At 63.4% G+C, this 22,018-nt stretch carries 13 protein-coding genes, 1 tRNA gene and 1 pseudogene; 5 read left to right on the top strand and 10 right to left on the bottom strand.

The features are described from left to right. Positions 1-328: 328 nt before the first annotated feature. Both ACVDG8_RS00460 and mgtE read left to right on the top strand, forming a co-directional pair. Positions 329-2,221: an ABC transporter ATP-binding protein/permease gene (locus ACVDG8_RS00460; protein ID WP_447252948.1), complete on the top strand. Its 1,893-nt coding sequence runs from the start codon at positions 329-331 to the stop codon at positions 2,219-2,221. A 262-nt stretch (positions 2,222-2,483) separates the two neighbouring features. After that, positions 2,484-3,848, top strand: coding sequence for a magnesium transporter (gene mgtE, locus ACVDG8_RS00455; RefSeq protein ID WP_447252947.1), 1,365 nt, complete (start codon positions 2,484-2,486; stop codon positions 3,846-3,848). Positions 3,849-3,900: 52 nt separating this feature from the next. Here mgtE and gor read toward each other — a convergent pair whose 3' ends face one another. From gor to rpiA, 3 genes and pseudogenes are all read right to left on the bottom strand, one after another. Continuing rightward, positions 3,901-5,289: a glutathione-disulfide reductase gene (gor, locus tag ACVDG8_RS00450; RefSeq protein WP_447252946.1), complete on the bottom strand. Its 1,389-nt coding sequence runs from the start codon at positions 5,287-5,289 to the stop codon at positions 3,901-3,903. A gap of 172 nt (positions 5,290-5,461) precedes the next feature. After that, positions 5,462-6,090, bottom strand: a pseudogene (locus tag ACVDG8_RS00445) (DUF2059 domain-containing protein). Next, on the bottom strand, positions 6,077-6,808 hold the full coding sequence (gene rpiA / locus ACVDG8_RS00440; RefSeq protein WP_447252945.1) for a ribose-5-phosphate isomerase RpiA: 732 nt from the start codon (positions 6,806-6,808) through the stop codon (positions 6,077-6,079). The pseudogene ACVDG8_RS00445 and the gene rpiA overlap by 14 nt, the downstream one beginning before the upstream one ends. A gap of 150 nt (positions 6,809-6,958) precedes the next feature. On the opposite strand from rpiA, the gene ACVDG8_RS00435 reads away from it, so the two are divergent. Further along, entirely contained in the window at positions 6,959-7,639 is a 681-nt protein-coding gene (locus ACVDG8_RS00435) for a phosphoglycolate phosphatase (protein WP_447252944.1), read from the top strand. Positions 7,640-7,762: 123 nt separating this feature from the next. Further along, positions 7,763-7,837: transfer RNA gene (locus tag ACVDG8_RS00430), tRNA-Val, on the top strand. 66 nt (positions 7,838-7,903) lie between these two features. On the opposite strand, the gene ACVDG8_RS00425 is transcribed toward ACVDG8_RS00430, so the two are convergent. From ACVDG8_RS00425 to ACVDG8_RS00410, 4 genes are all read right to left on the bottom strand, one after another. Then, the gene (locus tag ACVDG8_RS00425) at positions 7,904-8,707 is read right to left on the bottom strand and encodes a hypothetical protein (protein ID WP_447252943.1); all 804 of its coding nucleotides are present in this window, start codon (positions 8,705-8,707) and stop codon (positions 7,904-7,906) included. Between the two features lie 152 nt (positions 8,708-8,859). Beyond that, positions 8,860-9,075 (bottom strand): hypothetical protein, encoded by a 216-nt coding sequence (locus ACVDG8_RS00420; protein WP_447252942.1) that lies wholly within the window; start codon positions 9,073-9,075, stop codon positions 8,860-8,862. 92 nt (positions 9,076-9,167) lie between these two features. Then, entirely contained in the window at positions 9,168-10,688 is a 1,521-nt protein-coding gene (locus tag ACVDG8_RS00415) for an MBL fold metallo-hydrolase (RefSeq protein ID WP_447252941.1), read from the bottom strand. Continuing rightward, a complete protein-coding gene (locus ACVDG8_RS00410; RefSeq protein ID WP_447252940.1) occupies positions 10,681-14,355 on the bottom strand; it encodes a S8 family serine peptidase in 3,675 nt (1,224 codons plus the stop codon). Before ACVDG8_RS00410 ends, ACVDG8_RS00415 begins: the two co-directional genes overlap by 8 nt. Positions 14,356-14,948: 593 nt before the next feature. Between ACVDG8_RS00410 and ACVDG8_RS00405 the strand changes: the two genes are divergently transcribed. Then, complete coding sequence (locus ACVDG8_RS00405) at positions 14,949-15,632, top strand: Crp/Fnr family transcriptional regulator (protein WP_447257192.1); 684 nt, start codon at positions 14,949-14,951, stop codon at positions 15,630-15,632. A gap of 106 nt (positions 15,633-15,738) precedes the next feature. Here the strand turns inward: ACVDG8_RS00405 and ACVDG8_RS00400 are convergent, their stop codons facing one another. The 3 genes from ACVDG8_RS00400 to ACVDG8_RS00390 form a co-directional block, all read right to left on the bottom strand. Continuing rightward, positions 15,739-17,175 (bottom strand): Dyp-type peroxidase, encoded by a 1,437-nt coding sequence (locus ACVDG8_RS00400; RefSeq protein WP_455707479.1) that lies wholly within the window; start codon positions 17,173-17,175, stop codon positions 15,739-15,741. Further along, positions 17,135-20,041 carry a cytochrome P450 gene (locus ACVDG8_RS00395; protein ID WP_455707478.1) on the bottom strand — a complete coding sequence of 969 codons (2,907 nt, stop codon included), beginning with the start codon at positions 20,039-20,041 and terminating at the stop codon, positions 17,135-17,137. The genes ACVDG8_RS00400 and ACVDG8_RS00395 overlap by 41 nt, the downstream gene beginning before the upstream one ends. Before the next feature lie 118 nt (positions 20,042-20,159). Next, a complete protein-coding gene (locus ACVDG8_RS00390; protein WP_447252937.1) occupies positions 20,160-21,941 on the bottom strand; it encodes an adenylate/guanylate cyclase domain-containing protein in 1,782 nt (593 codons plus the stop codon). Positions 21,942-22,018 lie beyond the last annotated feature (77 nt).

Here is a 22,018-nt window from a genome sequence, read left to right as displayed (position 1 = left end):
CACAAAGCCGTGTTTTTTGCTTCCCCAGGGGAAGGTCGACGCCGGCTGCGCAACCCTCCGCCAACCCACTGGGATAAAACACGAAATCAGCCCTAGAGACACCCATTTGCGGGTGGCGTCCTGTTGCCTTGATGTCACGGCGCGTGGGCCGATTCACATCCAGGGGGTGAAAATTAATAGAAAATGATCAATTGGTGTTACCCTGTGTAACAAAACTAAAAAAGGTTTGGGCGGGATCGTGATTCGGGTCGGCAGACCGCGACGTACAGTACCGGCAGAACTATCTGGCGAGGCCGAGAAGCCCTCGCCCCTCACGCCGGTATCGACGATGCGTACCTTCTGGGGGCTGATGCGGGCCTACTGGTTCTCTGACCGGTGGAAAGAGGCTTGGACGCTCACCTTCGTCATCGCTTTGCTGACGGCGTTGTCCAGCAAGGCCGGTGTGTGGTTTGCCGTGGCATTGGGCGAGTTGGGCAATTCGATCGCCTTCCTCCACGATGCGGCCAACACCCACCCGTTGCAGACGATTTTGACCAATGCCGGCATCCTCGTGCTGCTGGTGGTGCTCAAGGATGCCGGCTTCACCGGTGTGCGCGGCCTTGTCTCTGCAACCTTGCACCGAAAATGGCGCGGCTGGCTGAACAGCCAGTTCAATCAGGCCTTGCTCGACGGCAACCATACCCATTTCCATGCTCAGCACGGTTCCGCGGCCGGCGGCGTCGTCGCGCCAGACAACATCGACCAGCGCATCCAGGAATCAATCAAGGACATGACCGGCGGCGCGATCGGTCTCGCTATGGGCGTTCTGGGTGTCGCGACCTCGCTCTACTTCATCGGCGAAAATCTGATCGGATCCTCGGTTGAGGTCAAAGGGCTGGAGTTTCTCGGCAGCTACGGCAGCGCGGTGCTGGCTTTCCTGGCGGTCGCGACCTATGTGCCGTTGAACACATGGATCGCGGTCAAGCTCGGCAGGTTGCTGGAGCGTCTCAACATTCGCATGCAGAAGGCCGAGGGAAGTTACCGCAGCGAATTGACGACATTCCTGCGCCGCAGCTTCCACGTCGCCGCCTCGCATGGCGAGCACGTGCAAAAGTCGATGCACGACAAGCTCTATGTCGATATCGACAAAACCTGGGGTCAGCTCAATGTCGTCAACAACAGCTATACGTCCTTCGAACTGATCTACAATTTCATTGGCGCGCGTATTGTCGCCTATGGTCCCGGTCTGGTGTCGTTCATCCACAACCGCTTGGACTACAAAGGCTATATCACCGGCTCCGAAATGGTCGCCCAGCTGATCAGCCAGTGCTCGTGGTTCATCCATGTGATGCCGGCCATTGCGGCGCTCAGGGCCAACAGCCAGCGCGTAACCGAACTCGCCAACGCGATCGAGAATGTCCAGCAGCCGCAGGACTTCTATCGGCAGACCGGCCGCTCCGACTTCGCCTATGGCAGCCAGAACCCGGTGTTCGGCCTGACCATCCAGAAGCTGGAGCTGGCGCATCAGGGTGAGGACGCGACCCCCTTCCTCAGCGCCGCCAATCTGCGCTTCCGCCGCGGCGAATGGACCTTCCTCAAGGGCGAGTCCGGTTGCGGCAAGACCTCGCTGATCAAGGCGATCAACGGCTTGTGGCCTTACGGCCGCGGCGCCATCGTGTTCCCGGAAGGCGTGACGAGCTTCTACGCCGCGCAGGAGGTCAAGCTGCAGCAGGTCTCGCTGAAGCAGCTGGTCTGCCTGCCGGGCTCGGAGAACGATCACAGCGACACCCAGGTGGCGGCCGCGCTGTACAAGGCTGGCCTTGGCGACTTCATCGGGCACCTTTCGGACGAAAGCCGCGAGGGCAAGGTCTGGGATCAGGTTCTTTCCGGCGGCCAGAAGCAGAAGCTGGTGGTTGCCCGCATCATCCTGCAGCAGCCGGGCCTGCTCTTCCTCGACGAGGCGACCGGCGCCCTCGATCCCGAAGGCAAGATCGCCTTCCACCAGGCGATCAAGGACAATTGCCCCGCCGTCACCGTGATCAGCGTCATGCACGAGGCGGTGGCCCCGCGTTCGCTTTCAGGCGAAGAATTCTACCACAGCGTGGTTTCGATCAGCGACGGTGTCGCGACCAAGAAGCCGCTCGCCCCCAACCTGCCGCGCGAGCTCACGAAGATACTCGCCCAGCAACCCAGGCCGGCCGAGGACAAGTGGCTGCGCTTCCGCCGGATGAAGCAGAAATAAGCCAGCCATACCAAGCATTTGGCGGCGACCACCAATGCTGCCGATCACAGTCTCGCGATCCGGTCTGCCCTCAACCAATTTCCGCGCTCTTTGCGATTGACTCGGCAAAAAGCACTCCTATGTTGCGGCCGCTCGCAGAATTCCAACCCGCGAGCAGAAAGGTCAACGCGCCATGCCTGGCGACAGTCACAGTCGAACGCAATCGCCGTCTGCTTGACGTGACCTGATGGCTCACGTCCTGCCGGACGGCAAGGAGTGAGCCATGAACGAATTCGCACCCGTATTGGACGACGAAGCCGTAGCCGTCGCCCGTGTCCTTGCTAATGACCACGTCGCCGACGTCGTCGAGGCGCTCAACCATGAATCGCGCGAGACAGCCATCGAGCTGCTTTGCGTCGTCCCGTTCGAACGGCTGGTCGAGATCTTCGATCAGCCGGAGCTCGAGGACGCGCCCGAGCTGGTCGACGACCTGCCGCGCGCCAAGGCGAGCAAACTTTTGACCGCCATGTCCGTTGACCGCGCCGCCGATATTCTGCGCGAGCTGGACGAGCCGGCCCGCTCGGAACTGCTCGGCGCGCTTGCGGCACCGTTGCGCGCCACGCTGCTTTCCATCCTGGGATATCCGGAAGGCAGCGCCGCCTCGATCATGACGACGGAGTTCGTCAGCGTGCCCGCGGATTGGACCGTCGGCCGCACGCTCGACTACATCCGCAAGGTCGAGCGTACGCGCGAAACGATCTATGCCATCTACATCGTCGATCCGCAGACGCAGCTTTTGCTGCGCTCGACCGGGCTGCGCCGGCTGATCACCGGCAATGCGGAGGATTCGATCCTGACGGTGGCCCCTGACCGCATGCCGGTGACGGTGACGCCGCTGACCGACCGCGAGAACCTGGCGCAGACCATCTCCAAATACGATCTGCTCGCGCTGCCCGTGGTCGACCATGGCAAGATCCTCGGCATCGTCACCATCGACGACATCATCGACACTATGATCGAGGAGACGACCGAGGACGCGCATCGTTTCGGCGGCATGGAGGCGCTTGACGAGCCCTACATGAAGATGGGCTTCCTGGCCATGATCCGGAAGCGTGGCGGCTGGCTGTGCGCGCTGTTCATCTCGGAGATGCTGACCGCCAATGCCATGCAGAGCTACGAGGGCGAGCTGGAGAAAGCGATCGTGCTGACGCTGTTCATCCCGCTGATCATGAGCTCCGGCGGCAATTCCGGCTCGCAGGCGACCTCGTTGGTCATCCGGGCGCTGGCGCTGCGCGAGATCGGCCTTCGGGACTGGTGGCGGGTGGCGCTGCGTGAACTGCCCACCGGCCTCGTGCTCGGCGCCATGCTTGGCGTGGTCGGCATCTGCCGCATCGCGCTCTGGCAATATATGGGCTTCTACGACTATGGCCCGCATTGGCCGCTGATTGCCACGACGGTGGGCGCCGCATTGGTCGGCATCGTCACCTTCGGTTCCCTGTCGGGATCGATGCTGCCCTTCGCGCTGAAGCGCATCGGCTTCGACCCGGCCAGCGCCTCGGCGCCGTTCGTCGCCACGCTGGTCGATGTCACCGGGCTGGTGATCTACTTCTCGGTGGCGCTGGTCATCCTGCGCGGCACTTTGCTCTGACTTCGGCCTTGCCGCCGCCGGTATCCTCCGGTGGCGATCAGGTCAGTCCACCTTAAACACGCTCGCCGTTTTTCACGCGATAGGTCGGCTTGTACATGGTGACGAGCTCTTCCGCCGCGGTCGGGTGCACGGCCATGGTGCGGTCGAAAGCGTCCTTGGTCAGCCCCGCTTTCAGCGGAATGCCGAGCAGCTGCGCCATCTCACCGGCATCCGGCCCGAGAATATGCGCGCCGATAACTTTTCTTGTGGCGCCGTCGACTACCAGTTTCATCAGCATCTTCTCGTCGCGGCCGGACAGCGTGTGCCGCATCGGGCGGAACGAAGCGCGATAGATCTCGATATCGGCAAAGCGCTTGACCGCCTCGTCCTCCGACAGGCCGACGGTGCCGATCTCCGGCTGCGAGAACACCGCCGTTGGGATGGTGTCGTGGTCGGGCGCGGTCGGGTTGTTCTTGAAGGCGGTTTCGATGAAGCACATCGCCTCATGGATGGCGACCGGCGTCAGCTGCACGCGGTTGGTGACGTCGCCGATCGCCCAGATGTTGTCGATGTTGGTACGCGAATAGTCGTCGACCGCAATCGCGCCGGTCTTGCCAAGTTCGACGCCGATGCCTTCCAGGCCCATATTCTCGGTGTTGGGAATGCGCCCGATCGCCAGCATGACCTGGTCGACCGTCAGCACCTCGCCGCCGCTCAGAAGCGCATCCAGCCTGCCGTCTGGGCGCTTGCGCACGCCTTCCGAAACGGTGTGGCAGAGGATCCTGATCCCCTTCTTCTCCATGGTCTCGTGCAGCATACGGCGCAGGTCCATGTCGAAGCGCGAGAGGATCTCCATGCCGCGGTAGACCAGCGTGGTCTCGACGCCGAGGCCGTGGAAGATGTTGGCGAATTCGACAGCGATATAGCCGCCGCCCTCGATCATGATCGCCTTCGGCAATTCCTTCAGGTCGAAAGCTTCATTGGAGAAGATGCAGTGTTCGTGGCCGGGCAGCGCCGGATGCGCGGCCGGACGGCCGCCGGTGGCGATCAGGATCTGGTCGGCGCTGACGGTACGGTCCTCGGCAACCAGATAGATCGAGTGCGGATCGACGAGCACGGCACGTGAATGAAACGTCTCGCCGCCGGCGCCCTCGACATTCCGCTTGTAGATCGCCTCGAGCCGGGCGATCTCCTTGTCCTTGTTGGCGACCAGCGTCGGCCAGTCGAAGCTTGCCTCGGGCACCGTCCAGCCATAGCCGGCCGCGTCGGCGAAGTGCTCGGGAAATTGCGAAGCATAGACATAGAGCTTCTTCGGCACGCAGCCGCGGATGACGCAGGTGCCGCCAAAGCGGTACTCCTCGGCGATGGCGACGCGCTTGCCCAAAGCCGCCGCCACCCTGGCCGCCCTCACCCCGCCCGAGCCGCCGCCGATGACGAAAAGATCATAGTCGTAACCGGCCATAACGGAGCTCCTGAACTAGAGCAATTCCAGGAAAAGTGTGAAGCGGTTTTCCGTCCGGAATTGCGTCAAAACAAAACGAAAGGTCGAGGCAGAGGTAGGCTGCCAGACGGCAAAGAAAAGCCCGGACAAAGCCGGGCTTTCTGGTCCAGTCGCCTTGACTGATCGAACTCGATCAGTTCGCCGAATTGTCCGCCGGAGCCGAGCCATCGGCCGGAGCCGAATTGTCGGCGGGAGCCGAGTCGTCGGCGGGGGTGTCGCATCCGGCGCGGGTGCCGGTGCAGGCGCGGCCGGCGCCGCGGCCTTGGCGGCGGCGCCGATCGTCTCGCCGACCTGCTGGGCGAGATCCCGCGCAACACCGTTCTGCCAGATGTCGGCAGCCTTCACGAGATCACGCGTCACCGTGGGGCCGCTGTCCAGCAGCTTCTTGCCGGATTCGGAGCTGTAGAAGGCCGCTATGTCGTTGAGTTCCTTTTCGGAGAACACCTTGGCATAGGCGAGCGCGGCCTCCTTTTCGAGGTCGGCGCGCCGCGAGGCCAGGCCGAGCGCCTTCTCGTTGATGGTCTTGCCGATCAGCTCCTGCATGTCGGGGTTCTTCTGGATGAGCTGCGACTCCAATGCGGCGGCGGCTTGCGGCAGGATGTTGTCGAACGAGTCCGTGGCATGGATCGCGGCAACGGCCGCGCGGGCGGCCTTCAAATGCGAGTCGCTGACATCCTGCGCGAACACCGGCGAGGACAGCGCAAGGACGGCCGAGGCCGCCAGAAGCATCGAAAGGCGACGAACTCGATTATGCAACATCATGGTCGGTAGAACTCCCTGGTTTTCGGGCGGCATGGACGGTTTCTATACCGTCGCCGCCGGCGATGATGGCCGTTGACGCCAGCCCGATGAAAAGACCGTGCTCGACAACGCCTGGAATGGCGAACAGAGCATTCGAAAGCGCTCTTGTATCCGGAATGCGGCCAAAAGATGCATCGAGGATAAAGTGGCCGCCGTCTGTAACAAATGGCTGGCTTCCCGTCATCCTCAATGTAACCGGCCCGGAAAGGCCGAGGCTGGCAGCGGCGGCGCCAATGGCGATCTCTGTGGCGCGCAGGCCGAATTTGTTGACTTCGATCGGCAGCGGGAAGCGGCCGAGGATTTCGACCATCTTGGATTTGTCGGCAATGACGATCATGCGCTGCGAGGTTGCGGCAACGATCTTTTCGCGCAGCAGCGCGCCGCCACCGCCCTTGATCAGCGTCAGGTCCGCATCGACTTCGTCGGCGCCGTCTATGGTGAGATCGAGCTCGGGCGTCTCGTCCAGCGTCGACAGCGGCACGCCCAGCTCGCGGCAAAGTGCGGCGGTGCGCTCGGAGGTCGGCACGCCGACAATGGTGAGGCCGGTCGCGACTTTTTCGGCCAGCAGTCGCACGAACTCTTCCGCCGTGGTGCCGGTGCCGATGCCGAGCCGCATGCCGCTGGCGACATGGGCAAGGGCTGCCCGCGCCGCCTCGACCTTCAACTGCCTTGCATCCATACCAAGCCCCGATTTTTCGCCGGTTTCGCGCGCCTCCTAGCATTTTTGCCCGCTCCGTCAAAGGCTGAGCTGTGGACCGATCGAGGCTTCTTGCTAGAAGGCGGCGCAGCCTGTATCGGCTCCAGCACTTCAATAGCGTAAGGATTGACCATGGCCCGACCGATCATCGTGTTCGACCTCGACGGAACGTTGGTCGACACCGCGCCCGATCTGCTCGACAGTCTCAATCACAGTCTGGCGGCCAGCGACCTGGCGGCCGTCGACGAGACAGGCTTCAAGCGCTTCGTCGGCCAGGGCGGCCGCGTCATGATCGAGCGCGCGCATGCCGCGCAGAACAAGACGCTGATGGCGCAAGAGCACGATCGGCTCTTAAAACTCTTCCTCGACCACTACACGCTCAACATCCCCGGCAGGTCGCGCGCCTACCCCGGTGTCATCGCGGCGCTCGACCGCTTTCAGGCCGCCGGCTACCTGATGGCGGTCTGCACCAACAAATATGAAGCCAACTCCGTGGCGCTGATCGGCGCGCTCGGCATGGACAAGTATTTTGCCGCGATCTGCGGCCAGGATACGTTCGCCTTTCGAAAACCCGACCCACGCCACCTCACCGAGACGATTCGGCTGGCCGGCGGCGATCCGGACAGCGCCGTGATGGTCGGCGATTCGCAAACCGACATCGACACCGCCAAGGCGGCCGGCGTTCCGGTAGTCGCGGTCGACTTCGGCTACACCGACCGCCACGTGCGCGAGTTCGAGCCGACGCTGGTCATCTCGCATTTCGACACGCTGACGCCGCAACTGGCGGAAAAGCTGATCGCCGCGGCGCGCTGAGCCGCCCCCAAGTGGGCAAGCGGAGCCGCGAAACAATCCTCAGCAGATCGCCGGCTCATCGCCTTGACTTAACACACCCGCCTCCCTTATATCGCGGCTCGCTTCGGCCTTCGGGCCCAAGGCGGGCGATTAGCTCAGCGGGAGAGCACACCCTTCACACGGGTGGGGTCGCAGGTTCAATCCCTGCATCGCCCACCATCCAACTTGCTGATTTGGTTAGATGATTATCTCTGAGTCGCGAAGGCGGCTCGGATGCGGCGAGGATTACCCACCGCTGGGCAGAACGATCTTCACCCCAAGATACGTCCCGAACATCCCTACCCCGGCCAGAACGAAAAACGTCACCAGCGCTATCGAAAGGCGCTCATAGAGTTTTCGGACACCCGCACTGGGAGCAAGCGCGTACATGCGCAGGGAATAGATCGTCAGGCCCGCAAGAAAAAGCACGATGCCGACCAGTATGATACTGCTCAGCGAAATTCCCGCAAAAACCCCGGCGTCAGGCTTGGGTGTTGGCACCGGAACCTTGTGGGTTTTGCGGGTAGCGTTAGCCTGGTCGAAAAAGCTGAAGGACGAAAAGGTGTCGTCGGGAACCTCAACTTCAATGTCCAATCTGTCCCGTATCTCGGCTACAGATTGGTTGGCCTCGCGCAACTGATCGAGAGCCTTGATAGCGGGCTCGGGCGGAGCGGGAGCAGGCGTAGGGGCAGGTTGAGGGGCTTCGCCGGCAGAACCTTCCTTGTTGCCAATGTCCGCCTCGGCTTTTTGCTCTGGCGGCTTCGGCAAATCGGGAGAAACGCCATTGGCATCGAACACAACCTTGAGGTTCTGCTGGGCGTTGGCGGCCAGTTTTTCGGCACTGCCGACTGCGTCGTCAAACTGGTCGACCGCCTGGGCATACATCTCGCTGCGTATCGCAACGCCGGCGAATTGAGATTGAATGAACTGGCCAAGGCTAAATCCTGCCACGAGCGCCGCGATGGCGACGAGGGAAAGCACCGGCCAGAGGGAACGAAGCAGGCCGCCTTCGGGCTCCGGCTCGAGTTCTTTCAGCCCCCAACTTGACATGGTCTCCCCTCCGTCACGCCAACGTACCAAGTTTCCCCCGTGAGTCACTTGGCTGTGCTATGAAAAGTAGCGTCAACCTTGAGCGGCCGGTCGAGCTGACAAAATCAAGGCGGAGAATTGGACAAACTCGGCGATGTCGGAACGCTCGCCGCCTAAATCAGCCCTCGTCTCACATTCATCCGCGTCACCGCTGTTACCAACACAGCGCCGGTCATGAAGTACAGCGTGGCAACTATGTGGCCCTGGTGGAAATGCAGCCCGGCGAACAGCAGGGCCATGACCACGGCGAGAAAGGCAATGACGCGCGAAAATTGATCGGGCATGGGGCGGCCTTGTAGACGCAGGATGCGTTGGGTGGCCGCCCTCATTCAGCCGATTGCTGCATAAATGGATTTTGGATCTTTCGCAATCGATCAGCCGCAAAAGCCGGGCTTGGCGAGGCGACCTTGCGTCGATTTGCTCAAATCAAATCCACCTCCACCCACAGCCCACCGGGGCCGCGCGCGGCATCGCGTGGCGCGCTGCGCACGGCCTGGATCGAACCGGACGGCGTGGCGAAGGCCGGCTTGCCGTTTGCATCGGCGAGCCACGGATCGTCGGCGCGGATGACGCGGCCCTTGGTCTTGGTTTCCAGCGCCGTCAGGATGCCGTCATAGGGCATCTCGCCCCAATGCACCTTCACCGCGTCGACCTTGTTGGTGGGGATGAAGGCCGAAAGGTCGGCGCTCGTCAGCAGATCAAAGCCCTGCTTTTCCGGCGTGGCGTTCTGGCTGCCGTGATGGGCGACCTTGAGATAGACGGTGCGCGAAAGCAGATCGGCGGTGGTGACCGTCGCCTGCTCGATCGGCCATTTCAGATCCTTCCAGCTCAGCCAATTGCCGATCTGGGCGTCGCCCGGGAACAGGAAGACGCGGCCGCTGTCGATGAATTCGAAGGCAAGCACCAGGCTGGTGTTGTTGACGCCGCGGTCGAGCTGCATGGCGAGATCGGCTGCAATCCCCATCCAGTCGGCGTCGATGCGCCGCCAGGACTGGTCGCGATCCTCCATCGCCGCAGCACCCGACACCGGTCCGGAATAATGCTTGCGGACATAGGCGCCGATATTGATGGCGGGGTCGCTGCCCGTGTCGCCGTTCAGCGCCGCCGACAGCGGTGTGCCGATATTGCGTTCGAACGGGCTGAGTTCATCGACAAAGGCCGGATCGTCCACCGCGTTCATCTTAAGCCCGCTCGCCAGCGCCCGCGCGAACGGGCCGCCGCTCGCCAGCGGGAACATCTCGCTGGCCTTCTCCTCCAGGCGCAGCGCTGTCTTGTCGCGCGGCGGGCCGAAGACGTAGATGCGCAGATTGGGCAGCCCGTCGATCGACAGCGGCGGCCCGCCGGGCTCGAAATAGCTCGGCGGTTGTTTCTGCGACAGCTTTGCCGCCGCGTCACGGGCCGAACGCACGCGCTCGCCGGCGGCGCCGAACTGGAAGCCGAGCAAAGCCTGCAGGCCGTCGCGAACCCCCGCCATATAGGGATTGAGCCCCTGCATGCCGTCGAGCTTCTGGCCGGCATCCTGAAGCGCTGCAAGCGCCTGGCCCTTGAACTTGTCGAGCTCGGCGGCTCCAGGGTCGTTGGCGTTTTCCGTCCAGGCCATCCAGACGTCGCCGATCTCGAAATCCGCAAACAGGTCCTTCGCTGTCAGGAACCCGGAGACATGGTCCCAATGCTCATGGGTGACGACGAGGACGTCGATCTTGCCGCCCGTCGTTTGCTTGAGATTGGCGACGATATCGGCGACCAGCGCCGGGCCGCCGGTGACCGAGACATGGACGCCGCAATCGATCAGGATGCGGAATGGCGAGCCATCGGGCTTGGTGAAGGTCAGCAGATGGCAGTCGCCGATGCCCTGGCAATAATGCCGGACCGTCATGCCGGATGCATGCGCCGCCACGGGAGCGCCCGCCGGCTTCTTCTTCGCGGCTGGCTTTTTAGACATGGTCGTCGTCTCCGTCGCTGGCATGCAGCATGGCGAAGGGTTCCGACACCTCGCCGCCGAAATAGAGTGCCCTCAGCGGCGACAGATAGTTTTGCGCCGCCGTCTGCGCCTGCCGCGTCCGCCGGTCTGCGCTGCCGGTGTTCTTGATGATCGAATAACGGATTTCCTCAAACCCCTCGCGCGGGTCGATGATGATGGTGGCGCCGCCGCGGAACCAGAAGAAGTCGTCGCCCGGTTTCACACCCTGCGGCATCGGCGTACCGTCGAGCGCGACGGGAACGCGTTGCTGGATGACGGCCACCACCTCGACGCGGAACGAGCCGTCCGGCTCGACGCGACGCGTCGGGCGCACGCTGTAGATGTCGAAGGTCGTCTCGCCCTTCTTGGCCGCATGCATGAGCGTGCCGTCTTCATTATAGCGCGGCAGATCGAGCAACAGGCCGAACTGCTTGTAGAGGTCCGGCTCGGTGGCGAAGACCCGATGCATCGCCCGCCACAGCGCAAAGCGGTTCTTGTCGTTGAGAGCGAATATCTCGGCGCGCTTGAGCTTCTGGTTCCAGCCGAGATCGATCTTGCTCAGGAGCCCCTTCAGCCAAGTCGGCGACGGGTCGTCGGGCGCGCTCCAGGCCAATGTCTCTTCCGAGATGGTGCGCACGTCGCGCGGCAGAAGCTTCCATTTGCGGAACGACTCCAGAAAGGCCAGGCGATAGTGCAGCGGGTCGTCGGGATAGGCATCGCGATCGGCGGTGATCAGGGCACGCAAATATTCGCCGAAGGTAATGTCGATGGCCGGGCAGTAATCGAGCGCGCGGATGCACATGGTCAGCATCTGCCTGGCGGTCTTGGCGACCTCCTCGGTCAGCCGCTCGACCAGGCTCGGATGCAAGGTTCCCGCCGGCAGGACACCGGTGCCGCCGGTGGCAAGCTGGATCAAATCGTCGGTACGGCGGTCGGCGATCGCCAAAAAGGCCTGGTAGACGGCAAAAACCAGGATCGAGCCGCGGTCATGCGCCTCGAAGGTCTTGCCGTAGTCGAGATCGGCCATGCCGGCGGCGCCATATTCGCGCAGCGGTCCGGCGCGTCCGCTGCCTTCGCCGAACTGCTGGGCAATGCCTGACAGCAGCGAGGCTGTCGACACGTCGCCTCTTGCCTTGGCAATCGAGAACCTTACCAGCTCCGTCAGCATAAAATGCTGGAACAAGGCGACGATGTCGGCAAAGGCCTCGTGGAAGGCAGGCACGTCCGGGTTGGACGCATCCTGGAAGCGGCGATGCAGGCCGTCGAGCAGCGCATGCGACATCTCATGCGCGACGATGTCGCTGGACAGGCAGGAAAACACCGTCGTGCCCGGCGTGGTGACGTCGCCCTCGCTGCTCGTCGCCGGAAAATAGCCGAACAGCAGCGCCTTCTTTTCGGGACTGTAATAGGCATTCTCGGCGCGCAGCGCGTGCGGATAGATGCGCAGGCGCGGCACATAATGCGCCTTCACCGTCATGTCGCCGGTGCGGCCCGGAGCCTCGGCATAATGCGGCGCCCACAGCGCGCGCCGGCCAAGCGCCCGCTCGAAATGGCCGATCGTGGTCATGGCCACCGCATAGACCATCTGTTGATGGAATTTCGGGTTGCCTTCCGAGGGCGCCAGGCCGTCCTGCGCCAACAACTGCTTGTCGTTGAGGTCGACCGGATCGTAGACGCGGTCGGACGCGGGATCGACATCGACCACTTCGAGATATTCGCCGATCGGACCCAGCAGCAGCGGCTTGTCGGTGGACGGCTCATCGTCCCACGGCACGGAAAGCGTTGCCTGGTAGACCGACACCGAATCCAGCCGCTTGGCGACGGATGGATCGAGCGCAAAGATGCGCAGCTGGCGTTGCGGCGGCGGCAGCGGCCGCGGCTTGCGCTTGATGGGCGGCGCCGACGGCTTGGAAACGGGCGGCGAAGCCGAAAGAGACGTTGCGCCGGGCCGTCCCAGCACGCCTTCAAGAAAGGTTTTCAGCGGCTTGGAGGGGTTGCCCTGGTCGAGCGCCGCTTCCAGGTAGCGGTTGCGCGCCGCGGTCGAGACGTTGTCCGCGATATCATCCGGATCGGCGATCGTCTGCTCGACGGCCGGGTTGGCTTGAGCCATCTGCATCAGCTCCAGCGCAAACATCCTTTGTTGACGCGTCGCCTCGGGCGATTGCGGCGCCAGCGAGTTTCCTCCGGTCAGCATGTCCAGCCAGCTCCATGTGTAGGTGGCGGGCGCGAGCTTGGTGAGATTTGCCGCCGACGGTGGCGCGAAGCCCAACGCGTCGAACGCCCGCAACACGCCCTGCCCGATCTTCTCCTTAGTTTCCGTCGCATTCATTTTGGCGGTCGATTTGAGCGCCGTGGCGAACAGCGCCTTGCGCACCGCTTCGATGCGCATCCATGGCTGGGGATAGGCCTTCACGACATCCCAGTGCTCGGCCAGCCAAAGTGCCGCCGCGGCGGCGATCTGCGGGGTCGCCGCCGAGGTGCCGCTGCCGTCCATGTCGACCACCTTGGGGCACTCGATCTCGGCCCAGGGCACGTTCGGCGTATAGGCTCCGAGCGCCGTTGCCATCTTCGAGGGCGGTCCGTAATTGCCCTGCATGGTGTTGAGGGCAAGCCCTGAATAGGCACGGCCATCGCCCATCACGCCGCAGGCCGCGAGCACACGGTTGTAACGCGCCGGATAGACGATGCTGCTCGGCGTCAGCGTAAAATTGTTGCCGGCCGCGGTGACCATGACCAGGCCGTGGTCGTAAGCAAGGTTGACGGCGTCGACGAGGGCTTGCGAGGCAAGGCCGCCCATGCTCATCGACAGCACCTGCGCGCCCTGCTGGCGCGCGTGGTCGATGCCTTGCACCATGGTGCCGGTGGTCAGCCGTACCACCCAGTCGGCGATCCGCACCGGCAGGATTTTCGCCAGCGGCGCGCCGCCGACGTAATCGGTGAAGCCTGGCCAATGCGGCGAGGCGCCATCGAGTTTGTTGCCGGCAAGCAGGCTGAGCGTGCCGGTTCCATGGCCGCGATTGCTGGCGAGCCCGCCGGCCGGCGCGTGGTCGGTCGCGTTGTTCGGACCGGTCCCGTCGTCGACGAAATTGCGCTGCTGCGCGGCAAGGAACCCTGCCGGCAAGGTGCGATGTCCGGGGTCGAAGCCGGTATCGAGATGGGCAATCGTGATGTTGGCCTGCTTGGCGCCCACCTGGTTGCGGGCCGCCAGGAACTGGCTGAAGTCGGCATCGGCATTCCAGGCGACGCGCCCCGCGACCACCGCCTTGCCGCCTTGCGGGTCCTGGTCGTCGAAAGCGCAGACGGGGCTGGCGCTCGCCGCCATGCCGCGATCACCGCCGCTGTTCTTGTACGGCCATGGCTGAAGGATGTCGGGCTCGACGGCAAGCACCTCGCCGCCGGCCGCCAGTGCCGGATTTTGCGCAACCAACTCGTGGGCGTGATCCCAGGGATTGTCGGTATCGGCAGCCGTGGCGGCCAAACGCAGCCAGGTGGCGCCGCTATCCGCGGCCGCCGCCAGACCTGCACCGGCCGCGACGGGCGGCAGCGAGAGGATCGGTTCGGCATCCATGCCGCCAAACCGGCCGCCTTGCGCCGCAAGCCCCACGCCGTCGCCGCGGACCTTGACCAGGAGTCCTTTCGTAACTGCCATGGCAATCCCCTCCCGTAGAGACCATGGTGTCGACCGCCAACTCCAAGTCAAGCCGACGTCCAATCGATACTTCAAATGATCTCTTTGCCAGCTAGCAAATCATGCCGATTTTCTTTCGACACGAAGATTGCCCGGCGGCATAAACCATCGATCTCTAAAATAACAATCGCTCCCCTCGCCCCGGACATCTGTGAGTGCCTTCACATACGCCAGGCGAGTTCCGGGCTCAGATGTCGGTACCGGCGGCATCGAGGTCGCGAGCTGATTGCAGTTCGACGACCGCTTCCGGACTGGAATAGAAGCGGTTGTTTGGAAGGAATTTCGATCACCTAGCCATTTTCAGATTTGCTGTCTGCGCGCATGGGCACCTCCCTCCCAAGCGCGCGGACGGCGTTTCTCGGATCGGCCCGCAACCGCCAATGCGCCCGGTCTCCTTAAAATTTGCCGGCTAGACTTCAACGCGACGGACATGGCACCGATATCTCCGCCATATGCCCGGTCACGTTGGATTAGCCTTCACAGAAGGAGACGACGCTTTGATCGAACATGCACTTGTCCTACAATTTCCGCTCAACGAGAGGCGGAATCGTATGATGTCTTCAATTGGCGCGGACGACGCGAACCTGCCGCGCCTGGCGCGGATTGACCCGCGCCAGTTCGACCTTCTGTTCGGCGGCTGCAAGCTGGAACGCTACGCCGCCGGGCAGCATTTGTTCGTCCAGGAAGATACGTCCGACCGTATCTACGGCGTGATGAGCGGCACCGTCGAGATTTCGATCTATTCGCCGGGCGGGCAGAAGCTGGTGGCCAATATCGAGCTGTCACGCAGCCTCATCGGCGAGATCGGAGCGCTGGACGGACGTCCTCGAACCGCGACCGCGATCTGCCTGACGGCCTGCGAGCTGGTCTCGCTCAGCCGGACACAACTCTTTGACCGCATTGAGAAAAACCCCTTGCTTGCGCGTGCGATGATCGAGTTGCTGTGCGCCAGGCTGCGTTGGGTCAGCGGCGAGCTGGGCGACCAGGCCTTTTTCGGCGTCGAGGCCAGACTTGCAAAGCGGCTGGTGTTCCTCAGCGGCGTCATGGCCGACTCGGCCGGCTGGATTCCGATCTCGCAATCGGAGCTCGGCGAGTTCCTCGGCGCGACGCGCGAGTCCGTCAACAAGACGCTCAACGAATGGCGCAGCCGGCAGATGATCGCCATCAAGCGCGGCGGGCTGCGCATCACCAACTTCGGCGCGCTGAACCAGATCGCCGAATCGCAGGACGACGATTGAGCAATTAGGCTCAGCGGCTTCGTCGTAGCCTCCCGCCGGGATAGCGCTTAAACAAACAGGGCGGTCGTCGTTTCCACGAAACGACGACCGCCCTGCGCGTCCTCAATCAGAGCCGCGAAATCAGGTAACGCAACGCTGAGCGGCTCGGCATGAAGAAATAGCCGCCGCCCTTGGTGGTGACGAATTGCGGCATGTCCTTGAGCACGGTCACCTTTTCCCATGACGGGATCGAAAACCGGCCACCGCCGTTGCGCGCGCCGATCGTGGGATCCTTCTCGCCGACGAGGCCCTGGAACGAGCTCGACGAGACCCAGGTCTGCTGGATGAACTCATATTGGCGCTCGATGTCGGCGTTGAGGCATATGAAGAGCAGGCCCTTCTCGGTCTTGCCGCCTTTTTCCTTCTTCTCATAGGTGCGGCCGACGCGCAGGATGCGGTGGCGCTTGCCGATCCTGATCTGCGTTTCGCGGTCCTCGCCGAGCAAATCGCGCGGATTGGAGCGGCGTATGTGCGAGCCGAGCGGACAGGCGTGCCCTTGCGGATCCTCGGCGCCGAGCGCGAAATCATTGTCGGCGCCCCGGCCCGGACGGCCGTTCGGATTGCGCACCAGCGAGCTGCCGTCCTGCCAGCGTCCGAGCATCTTGGCCGCGACCCAGCGCGGCGTAATGGTGGCATCGCCGGTCTCGCCGGCGGCCTGGGCGGCAGCCTTCCTGCAATAGTCGTCGAACAGTTCGACATGCTGCTCGAACTGGCGCACGACCATGAAAGAGCCGTTGCGGCCGAAATCGCGCGGCGGCGGCGGTTGGCCCGGTACCTGGCGGTTGCGCCGCACCTGCGAGAGGATGCCGGTGCGATCCTGCGCCGCCTTGACCGAGGGCGAAGCCGGGTAAAAACCATGCTCGTCGCGATAGCCGAACAGGAATTCGCCGGGCGCGACCACATGCATGGGTGCGGCGCCCCTGTTGGCGCGCGACGTGCCTCTGACGATCGGTTGCGAGACACCGTCGACGAAACCGAAATGCTCGTACGCGCGGGCGCGCTCCGGCTTGCCATGCCTTGCGCCGTCGCCGTTCTTTGCAGGCTGCTCAGCGGCCGCGCCGTCCTTTTTCGGCTCTCGCTTGACCATAAGCGGCAGCTCGGCAATCAAGGACATGCCCGCATCCGCCGTCCGCCGTTTCACGGCCGCGATCTCGGTATTCAGCACAGCCGGCGTTTCGGCGTAACAGACGATTACGGCATCGACCCGCTTGTCGGGCGAACCCCACTGCCATTTCGAGGGAGCATCGGGACCGATGTCGTCGAGGATGCGGCTACGCTCCGGTGTGCCCATGCCTTGGCGGAATGCGACAGAGAATGTGTCGAGCGGATTGTCGTCGACGCCGCCTTCCAGTCCGAGCTGGTGGAGACCGGCGGGGCCGAAGGCCACGGTCATGGCGCGGCCGGCTGGCACGCCGTCGCCGAAACTTGTCTTGCCGATAACGAAATCCAGCCACGCCTTGCGCTTAGTAGCCGGCAGGTTTTCCGGCACCTGGATCGCAAGCATATGCGCACGGCCGAGCGCGCCGAACGGGCCAAAGAAGATCGACTGGATTTCTCCGGATTCCAGCTCTTCGAGGAGTCGGCGGAGGGGCAGCCGGGCCGGCCGCGTCCGCCGGCCGTGCCTGCGGGCGCGGCAGGGAACCGAACAGGCTCAGCCAGTCGCGCGCCTCGTTACCGGTGGCCGAGGCAATGCCGCGCCTGATTCCGGAATTGATGCGGATGCGTATAGTGTTGAGATGCGGATAGGCGCTGTACCAGAACAATGTCGGCACCTGCTGGCGCCGCGCCCAGCGCTTGAAGCGGTCGCCGTCGCGCGCGCCGTCGAGGAACAGCAAGCGCGTGCGGGGATAGCCCAGCGTGTTGCTCCACACGCCGGTCAGGCCCTCGGACGCCTTGGCGATGAAATCCTCAAGATAGCTTTCCCAGCTGCCGCCGTAGTTGGAGAAGAACACCAGCCTATCGGTGCCGGGCAAAAGCACCCAGCGGGCGAAATGAATCGTATTGATGTTGGCGAGAAAGCCCGGTTTGAACACCTTCTGCGCCGCTATCGAGATCACGTAGAAGGAAAACCTGAGCGCCAGTCGCCGCAAGATGCCGGCCTTCATCGTCGAGATCGCCGTCAGATGGTTTTGCGCAGCGAGATCCTCATGGGCGAGGATTTTGTTCAGCGCCTCCGGCTCGATCGAGGCGTTTTGTGGTTGGTCACGGTCATCGAGGCGTTGCAACGCCCAGAGGGCCAGCAGCGCCAGCAATGCCACCAAAATCAGCAACCCGGCAAATGCCAGCACAAGCGAGGTTACGGCTACGGCGATGCCGGTAAGCGAGATGTTGCTTATGCCGACGGGCCGGCCGAACACCAGATGATAGGTCATAAACCAGGAAGCAGCCAGGATGACTGCCACCGTCGCGAAAACCGGCGGCACCAGCAGCGTCGTCTTCAGAGCGCGACCAAAAGTGCCGGGCGGCTTTTCCAGCAGGCTTTCAGCAGGCTCGAACGCCCAGTCGAACTGTCCGAGGCACCGGACATGCCGGCGCGCCTCGGCTAGCACGTCCGGGGCATTGCCGGTGCCGGTGCGCGGCTTCTCGGCGATCTCGCGCACGCTGTCGGCAAGCTTGGCTTCGGCAAGGATGCGGCGCACCGAATGTCCGGGCGTGCCGGCGAAAACCAGTCCGGCGGTGCTGCCGAAGGACGGCGATATCTCGATGTTGTGCTTCTTGAGAAAGTCTTCCAGCGCGCCGCCATCCGGCAGGCCGCAGACATCCCTGAAGATCGGCCGCAGCCGGTGACCAATGGCTCGCGCGATGGCGGCAATGACATCGTCGGCGCTGCCGTCGCCGGAGATTTCAAACACCAGCATGCCGGTCTCGAGATCCGATCTGTCGTCCTTGCCGGTGGCTGCGACGGCGAGGCTGGTGAAATGAATGGTGCCGGCCTCGTCGAGCGCCTCGCGGAGCTCGCCGCCGCAAGGATTGCCGAGGTCGCCGATTTTTTCGCGCACGGTGTCCAGCGGTACCGCACGGGTGATCGGACAGACCACCGTCACCATGGACTGGTCGACGGTGCTGCAAAGCGGCGATCGCTCGAAATCGACCTTGAGATTTGCCGGATAGGCGCCGACGTCGACCATCTTGCCGGCCCGGCCCCGCGCCCGGGTCAGCTTCGGTTTGCTGAACAGGGCGCGCACGCACTCGCCGATCTGGATGCGGGCGATCTCGGCGCCGATGCACAGATGGATGCCGTAGCCGAAAACCATGTAATCGCGATGCGGCCGCGACGTATCGAACTCGTTTGGCCTCTGCACGATCTCCGGATCGAACATGGCCGAAAGCGTCGCCGGCATCACCACGGTTCCAGCCTTCACCAGGCGCTCGCGACGTGTGCCTTTGCCAATCACGGCGTCACGCGCCGTGTAGCGCCACGGCCCGATCCAGATCGGCTTGAAGCGCATGGCCTCCAAAACCGCCCGGTCGAGCTTATCGGTGTCGTTCGCGACGATCGCCGCATCGACGGCCTGCCTTGCATCGGCGCGCGACAGGATCACATCCAGGCAGTTGCTGCCGGCAAGCACGTTGGTCGGCACGAAGCCGGCAACCATGCCGAGCATGATGGAATGGACATCCGGCTGCGACAGCCGCCCCTGGTCCATAAACGCGACGAGGCGCGCCAGCGGCCGGTCATCCTTGCCCGCCTTCTCCCTGACCGCGGCGATCGAACGGTCGATGATCTTGATCAGGCGGTCGCCGGCGACGACGGCGAGCTGCCGCGTGGTGGGGCTCGCCGTCGGATCGGAAAAGAACAGCGCGCTCAGCGCGATCGACCATTCGGCGAATTCGGTTTCATCGTCGATCTCGAGACCGAAATAGTCGCGGCAGATACGCACCGGCACGATCTTCATCAGCCCGGCGATAGCATCGAAGCCGGGGCTGGCGCGGGTCATGATGTCGCGCGAATGGCGCTCGGCAATCGGCCTGACGGTGGCTTCGACCTCCGCCGGCGGGAAGGCGCTGAGCACCGCCGACTTCATCTGCCGATAGGCAGCGCCGTCCTGCATGCCGAGGATGAAATTCGAGCCCCGCGCCAGCTCGGTCATTTCCGGCCCATAGGGTGTCTCGAACTCGTCGCCGCGCTCCAATATGTCGCGCACATCGGCGCCCTTGGTGACGAGCAGGAAGTTGCCGAAGCCGACATTCGGCCGGAAACGGCGCAACAGCGTAAGCAGCCAGCGCGGATCACCAAGAAGATAGCCGGCGATGCGCGAGACCAGGCCCTTGGAGGCGAGCCGGTTGAGGTCGAATGGCGGCATGTCGACAACCGGCCGCTGGGCTTTCTGAGCCGCCCTGACGGCATCGAAATATTTTAACTTGATCATGCGCGTTCGAGCCCCCCGGCTGTCCACGTCAATACAATGCCGGCACTTCCTGGCCTAGGTTTGCATCGTTCCGGCGTATGTGAATTCGTTCACAGTTATTTGTCGTCGACAGCAGAGATCATGCTGCGGACTTGGCTTTCTCGAAGTTGGCGATCAGGACATTGTTCCTCGCCGGATCGACGAACGGTATCCAGCGTATGCGTTGCTCGGAGAAATCCGGGTGCCTGGTGGCGAAAATGGCAAGCTCGCGCGCCGCCTCGTCCCGGCGGCCGCTCCTGACCAGCGCGCCGATCTTCAAGAACCTGGCATAGAAGTAGGCTGGCGACAGATTGAGCGAGCGCTCGGCGACGGCGATCGCCGCCTGCCAGTCCTCGACGAAACAATAGGCGGCCGCCAACTCACCCAGATTGTGGAAGCGGTAGAGGTCGAACGGGCTCAATCGCTCGGTATCGAGGAAGAACGGTATCGCGCCGGCCGCGTCGCCAAGCAGCAGTTTCGCGCTGCCCATCGCCGAGCGCGCAAAGGCGAAGCTTGGATTGATGTGGATTGCCTCGGCAAGGTGCTCGGCCGCCAGCGCCGGCAGGCCGCGCATGATGTCGGCCGCGCCGAGATAGGCGTGCGGCCGTGCGTCGAGGCTGTCCATCAGCAGCGCCTTGCGCGCCAGCGTTTCGACTTTTTCCAGATCGTCGCTGTCGCCGAAACGCAGCCAAGCACGCCAGAAATACCACCAGGCAAGTTCGTTCAGCACGGCGCTCGAATTGGGATCCTCGCGATAGGCCTTGTCGAAGAACTCAAGCGCGATTTCGGTGTCGCGGCGTGTGCGCCTGTTCATGTGCCAGCGGCCGCGCCGCACCAATTGCCAGGTCTCCAGGCTTTCCCACGGCACCTGGAAGGTGCGCGCCTGCTCGGCGCGGTCGACCTCCTTGTCGAGGATCGACACGATCTCGCTGCCGATCTCGTCGCGCAGGCTGAAGATGTCGCGCACGTCGCGGTCGAAGCGCTGCGACCAGACAAGACGCCCGTTCGACGTGTCGGTGAGCGAGGCGTTGAGGCGGATCTGGCGGTCGTAGCGTGTCAGCGCGCCGCTGACGATGTAGCGCGCGCCGAGCGCGTTGCCGATCAACCGCGTGCCCAGGCTGTCGTCACGGAACTGGAAGCTGGATCCTTTGGCGATCACGGACAGCCAGCGGGTGTTGGAAAGCCCATAGATGATATCTTCGGAAATGCCGTCGGCCATGTAGCCGACATCGGGCTCGGCTCCCTCGCCCCGGAACGGCAGCACGGCGATCGCCGGCGGACCCTTTGCAAACGGCTTGTAGTGGCCGGGGGCGGTCGGAATCGTCGCGAATGCCATCGGGGCGGGGGCGCCATTGCCGCCGCGCCCGGCAATCAGCACATGCACCGGCAAGGCGATGTTCTTGAGGCTGAATTCGCCGAGATCGGTAAAGACCGCGGCGGTTTTGTCCTTCACGTGATGCCAGGTGGTCGCCGATATGGCGACGCCGTCATGCGGCGCGAATTCCTGAAGCCGGGCGGCGATGTTGACATCGTCGCCGTAGAGACGGCCCTCGCGCACGATGACATCGCCGGTGTTGATCCCGGCGCGAAACGGCATGCGCATGTCCTCGGCGACCGAGGTGTTGAGCACCACGATCTTTTCCTGGAAATCGAAGGCGGCGCGCAAAGCCTCGATCGGATTGCCGAACTCGGCCATGATGCTGTCGCCGGCGTCGCCGAAGGTGCGCCCACCAAAGGTGCCGCAGCTGTCGGCGATAATGTCGCGCCTTTCCTCGAAGGCGGCCACGGCAAGCTCGTCGTCGATGCCCATCAGCCGCGAGAATCCCACGGCATCGATTGAAATGATTGTCGCGAGCTGACGGGTATAATTCCGTTCAGCCATGGTTGAGCCCCCAGTCCCTGCTTCCAGTCCAGATCAGGCGACTTGCGCTCAAAACACTTCGCCGTTTGCCGGTGAAA

The organism is Mesorhizobium sp. ORM8.1 (assembly GCF_053005525.2).
Note: the sequence above shows the minus strand (reverse complement) of the source record. Positions and strands in the feature narration are given on the sequence as shown.

What these genes read in the sequence shown, in the direction of transcription:
- ACVDG8_RS00460 (WP_447252948.1), top strand. Translation starts at nt 329, where the DNA reads ATGCGTACCTTCTGGGGGCTGATGCGGGCCTACTGGTTCTCTGACCGG.
- mgtE (WP_447252947.1), top strand. Translation starts at nt 2,484, where the DNA reads ATGAACGAATTCGCACCCGTATTGGACGACGAAGCCGTAGCCGTCGCC.
- gor (WP_447252946.1), bottom strand. Translation starts at nt 5,289, where the DNA reads ATGGCCGGTTACGACTATGATCTTTTCGTCATCGGCGGCGGCTCGGGC.
- rpiA (WP_447252945.1), bottom strand. Translation starts at nt 6,808, where the DNA reads ATGGATGCAAGGCAGTTGAAGGTCGAGGCGGCGCGGGCAGCCCTTGCC.
- ACVDG8_RS00435 (WP_447252944.1), top strand. Translation starts at nt 6,959, where the DNA reads ATGGCCCGACCGATCATCGTGTTCGACCTCGACGGAACGTTGGTCGAC.
- ACVDG8_RS00425 (WP_447252943.1), bottom strand. Translation starts at nt 8,707, where the DNA reads ATGTCAAGTTGGGGGCTGAAAGAACTCGAGCCGGAGCCCGAAGGCGGC.
- ACVDG8_RS00420 (WP_447252942.1), bottom strand. Translation starts at nt 9,075, where the DNA reads ATGAGGGCGGCCACCCAACGCATCCTGCGTCTACAAGGCCGCCCCATG.
- ACVDG8_RS00415 (WP_447252941.1), bottom strand. Translation starts at nt 10,688, where the DNA reads ATGTCTAAAAAGCCAGCCGCGAAGAAGAAGCCGGCGGGCGCTCCCGTG.
- ACVDG8_RS00410 (WP_447252940.1), bottom strand. Translation starts at nt 14,355, where the DNA reads ATGGCAGTTACGAAAGGACTCCTGGTCAAGGTCCGCGGCGACGGCGTG.
- ACVDG8_RS00405 (WP_447257192.1), top strand. Translation starts at nt 14,949, where the DNA reads ATGTCTTCAATTGGCGCGGACGACGCGAACCTGCCGCGCCTGGCGCGG.
- ACVDG8_RS00400 (WP_455707479.1), bottom strand. Translation starts at nt 17,175, where the DNA reads ATGCTTGCGATCCAGGTGCCGGAAAACCTGCCGGCTACTAAGCGCAAG.
- ACVDG8_RS00395 (WP_455707478.1), bottom strand. Translation starts at nt 20,041, where the DNA reads ATGATCAAGTTAAAATATTTCGATGCCGTCAGGGCGGCTCAGAAAGCC.
- ACVDG8_RS00390 (WP_447252937.1), bottom strand. Translation starts at nt 21,941, where the DNA reads ATGGCTGAACGGAATTATACCCGTCAGCTCGCGACAATCATTTCAATC.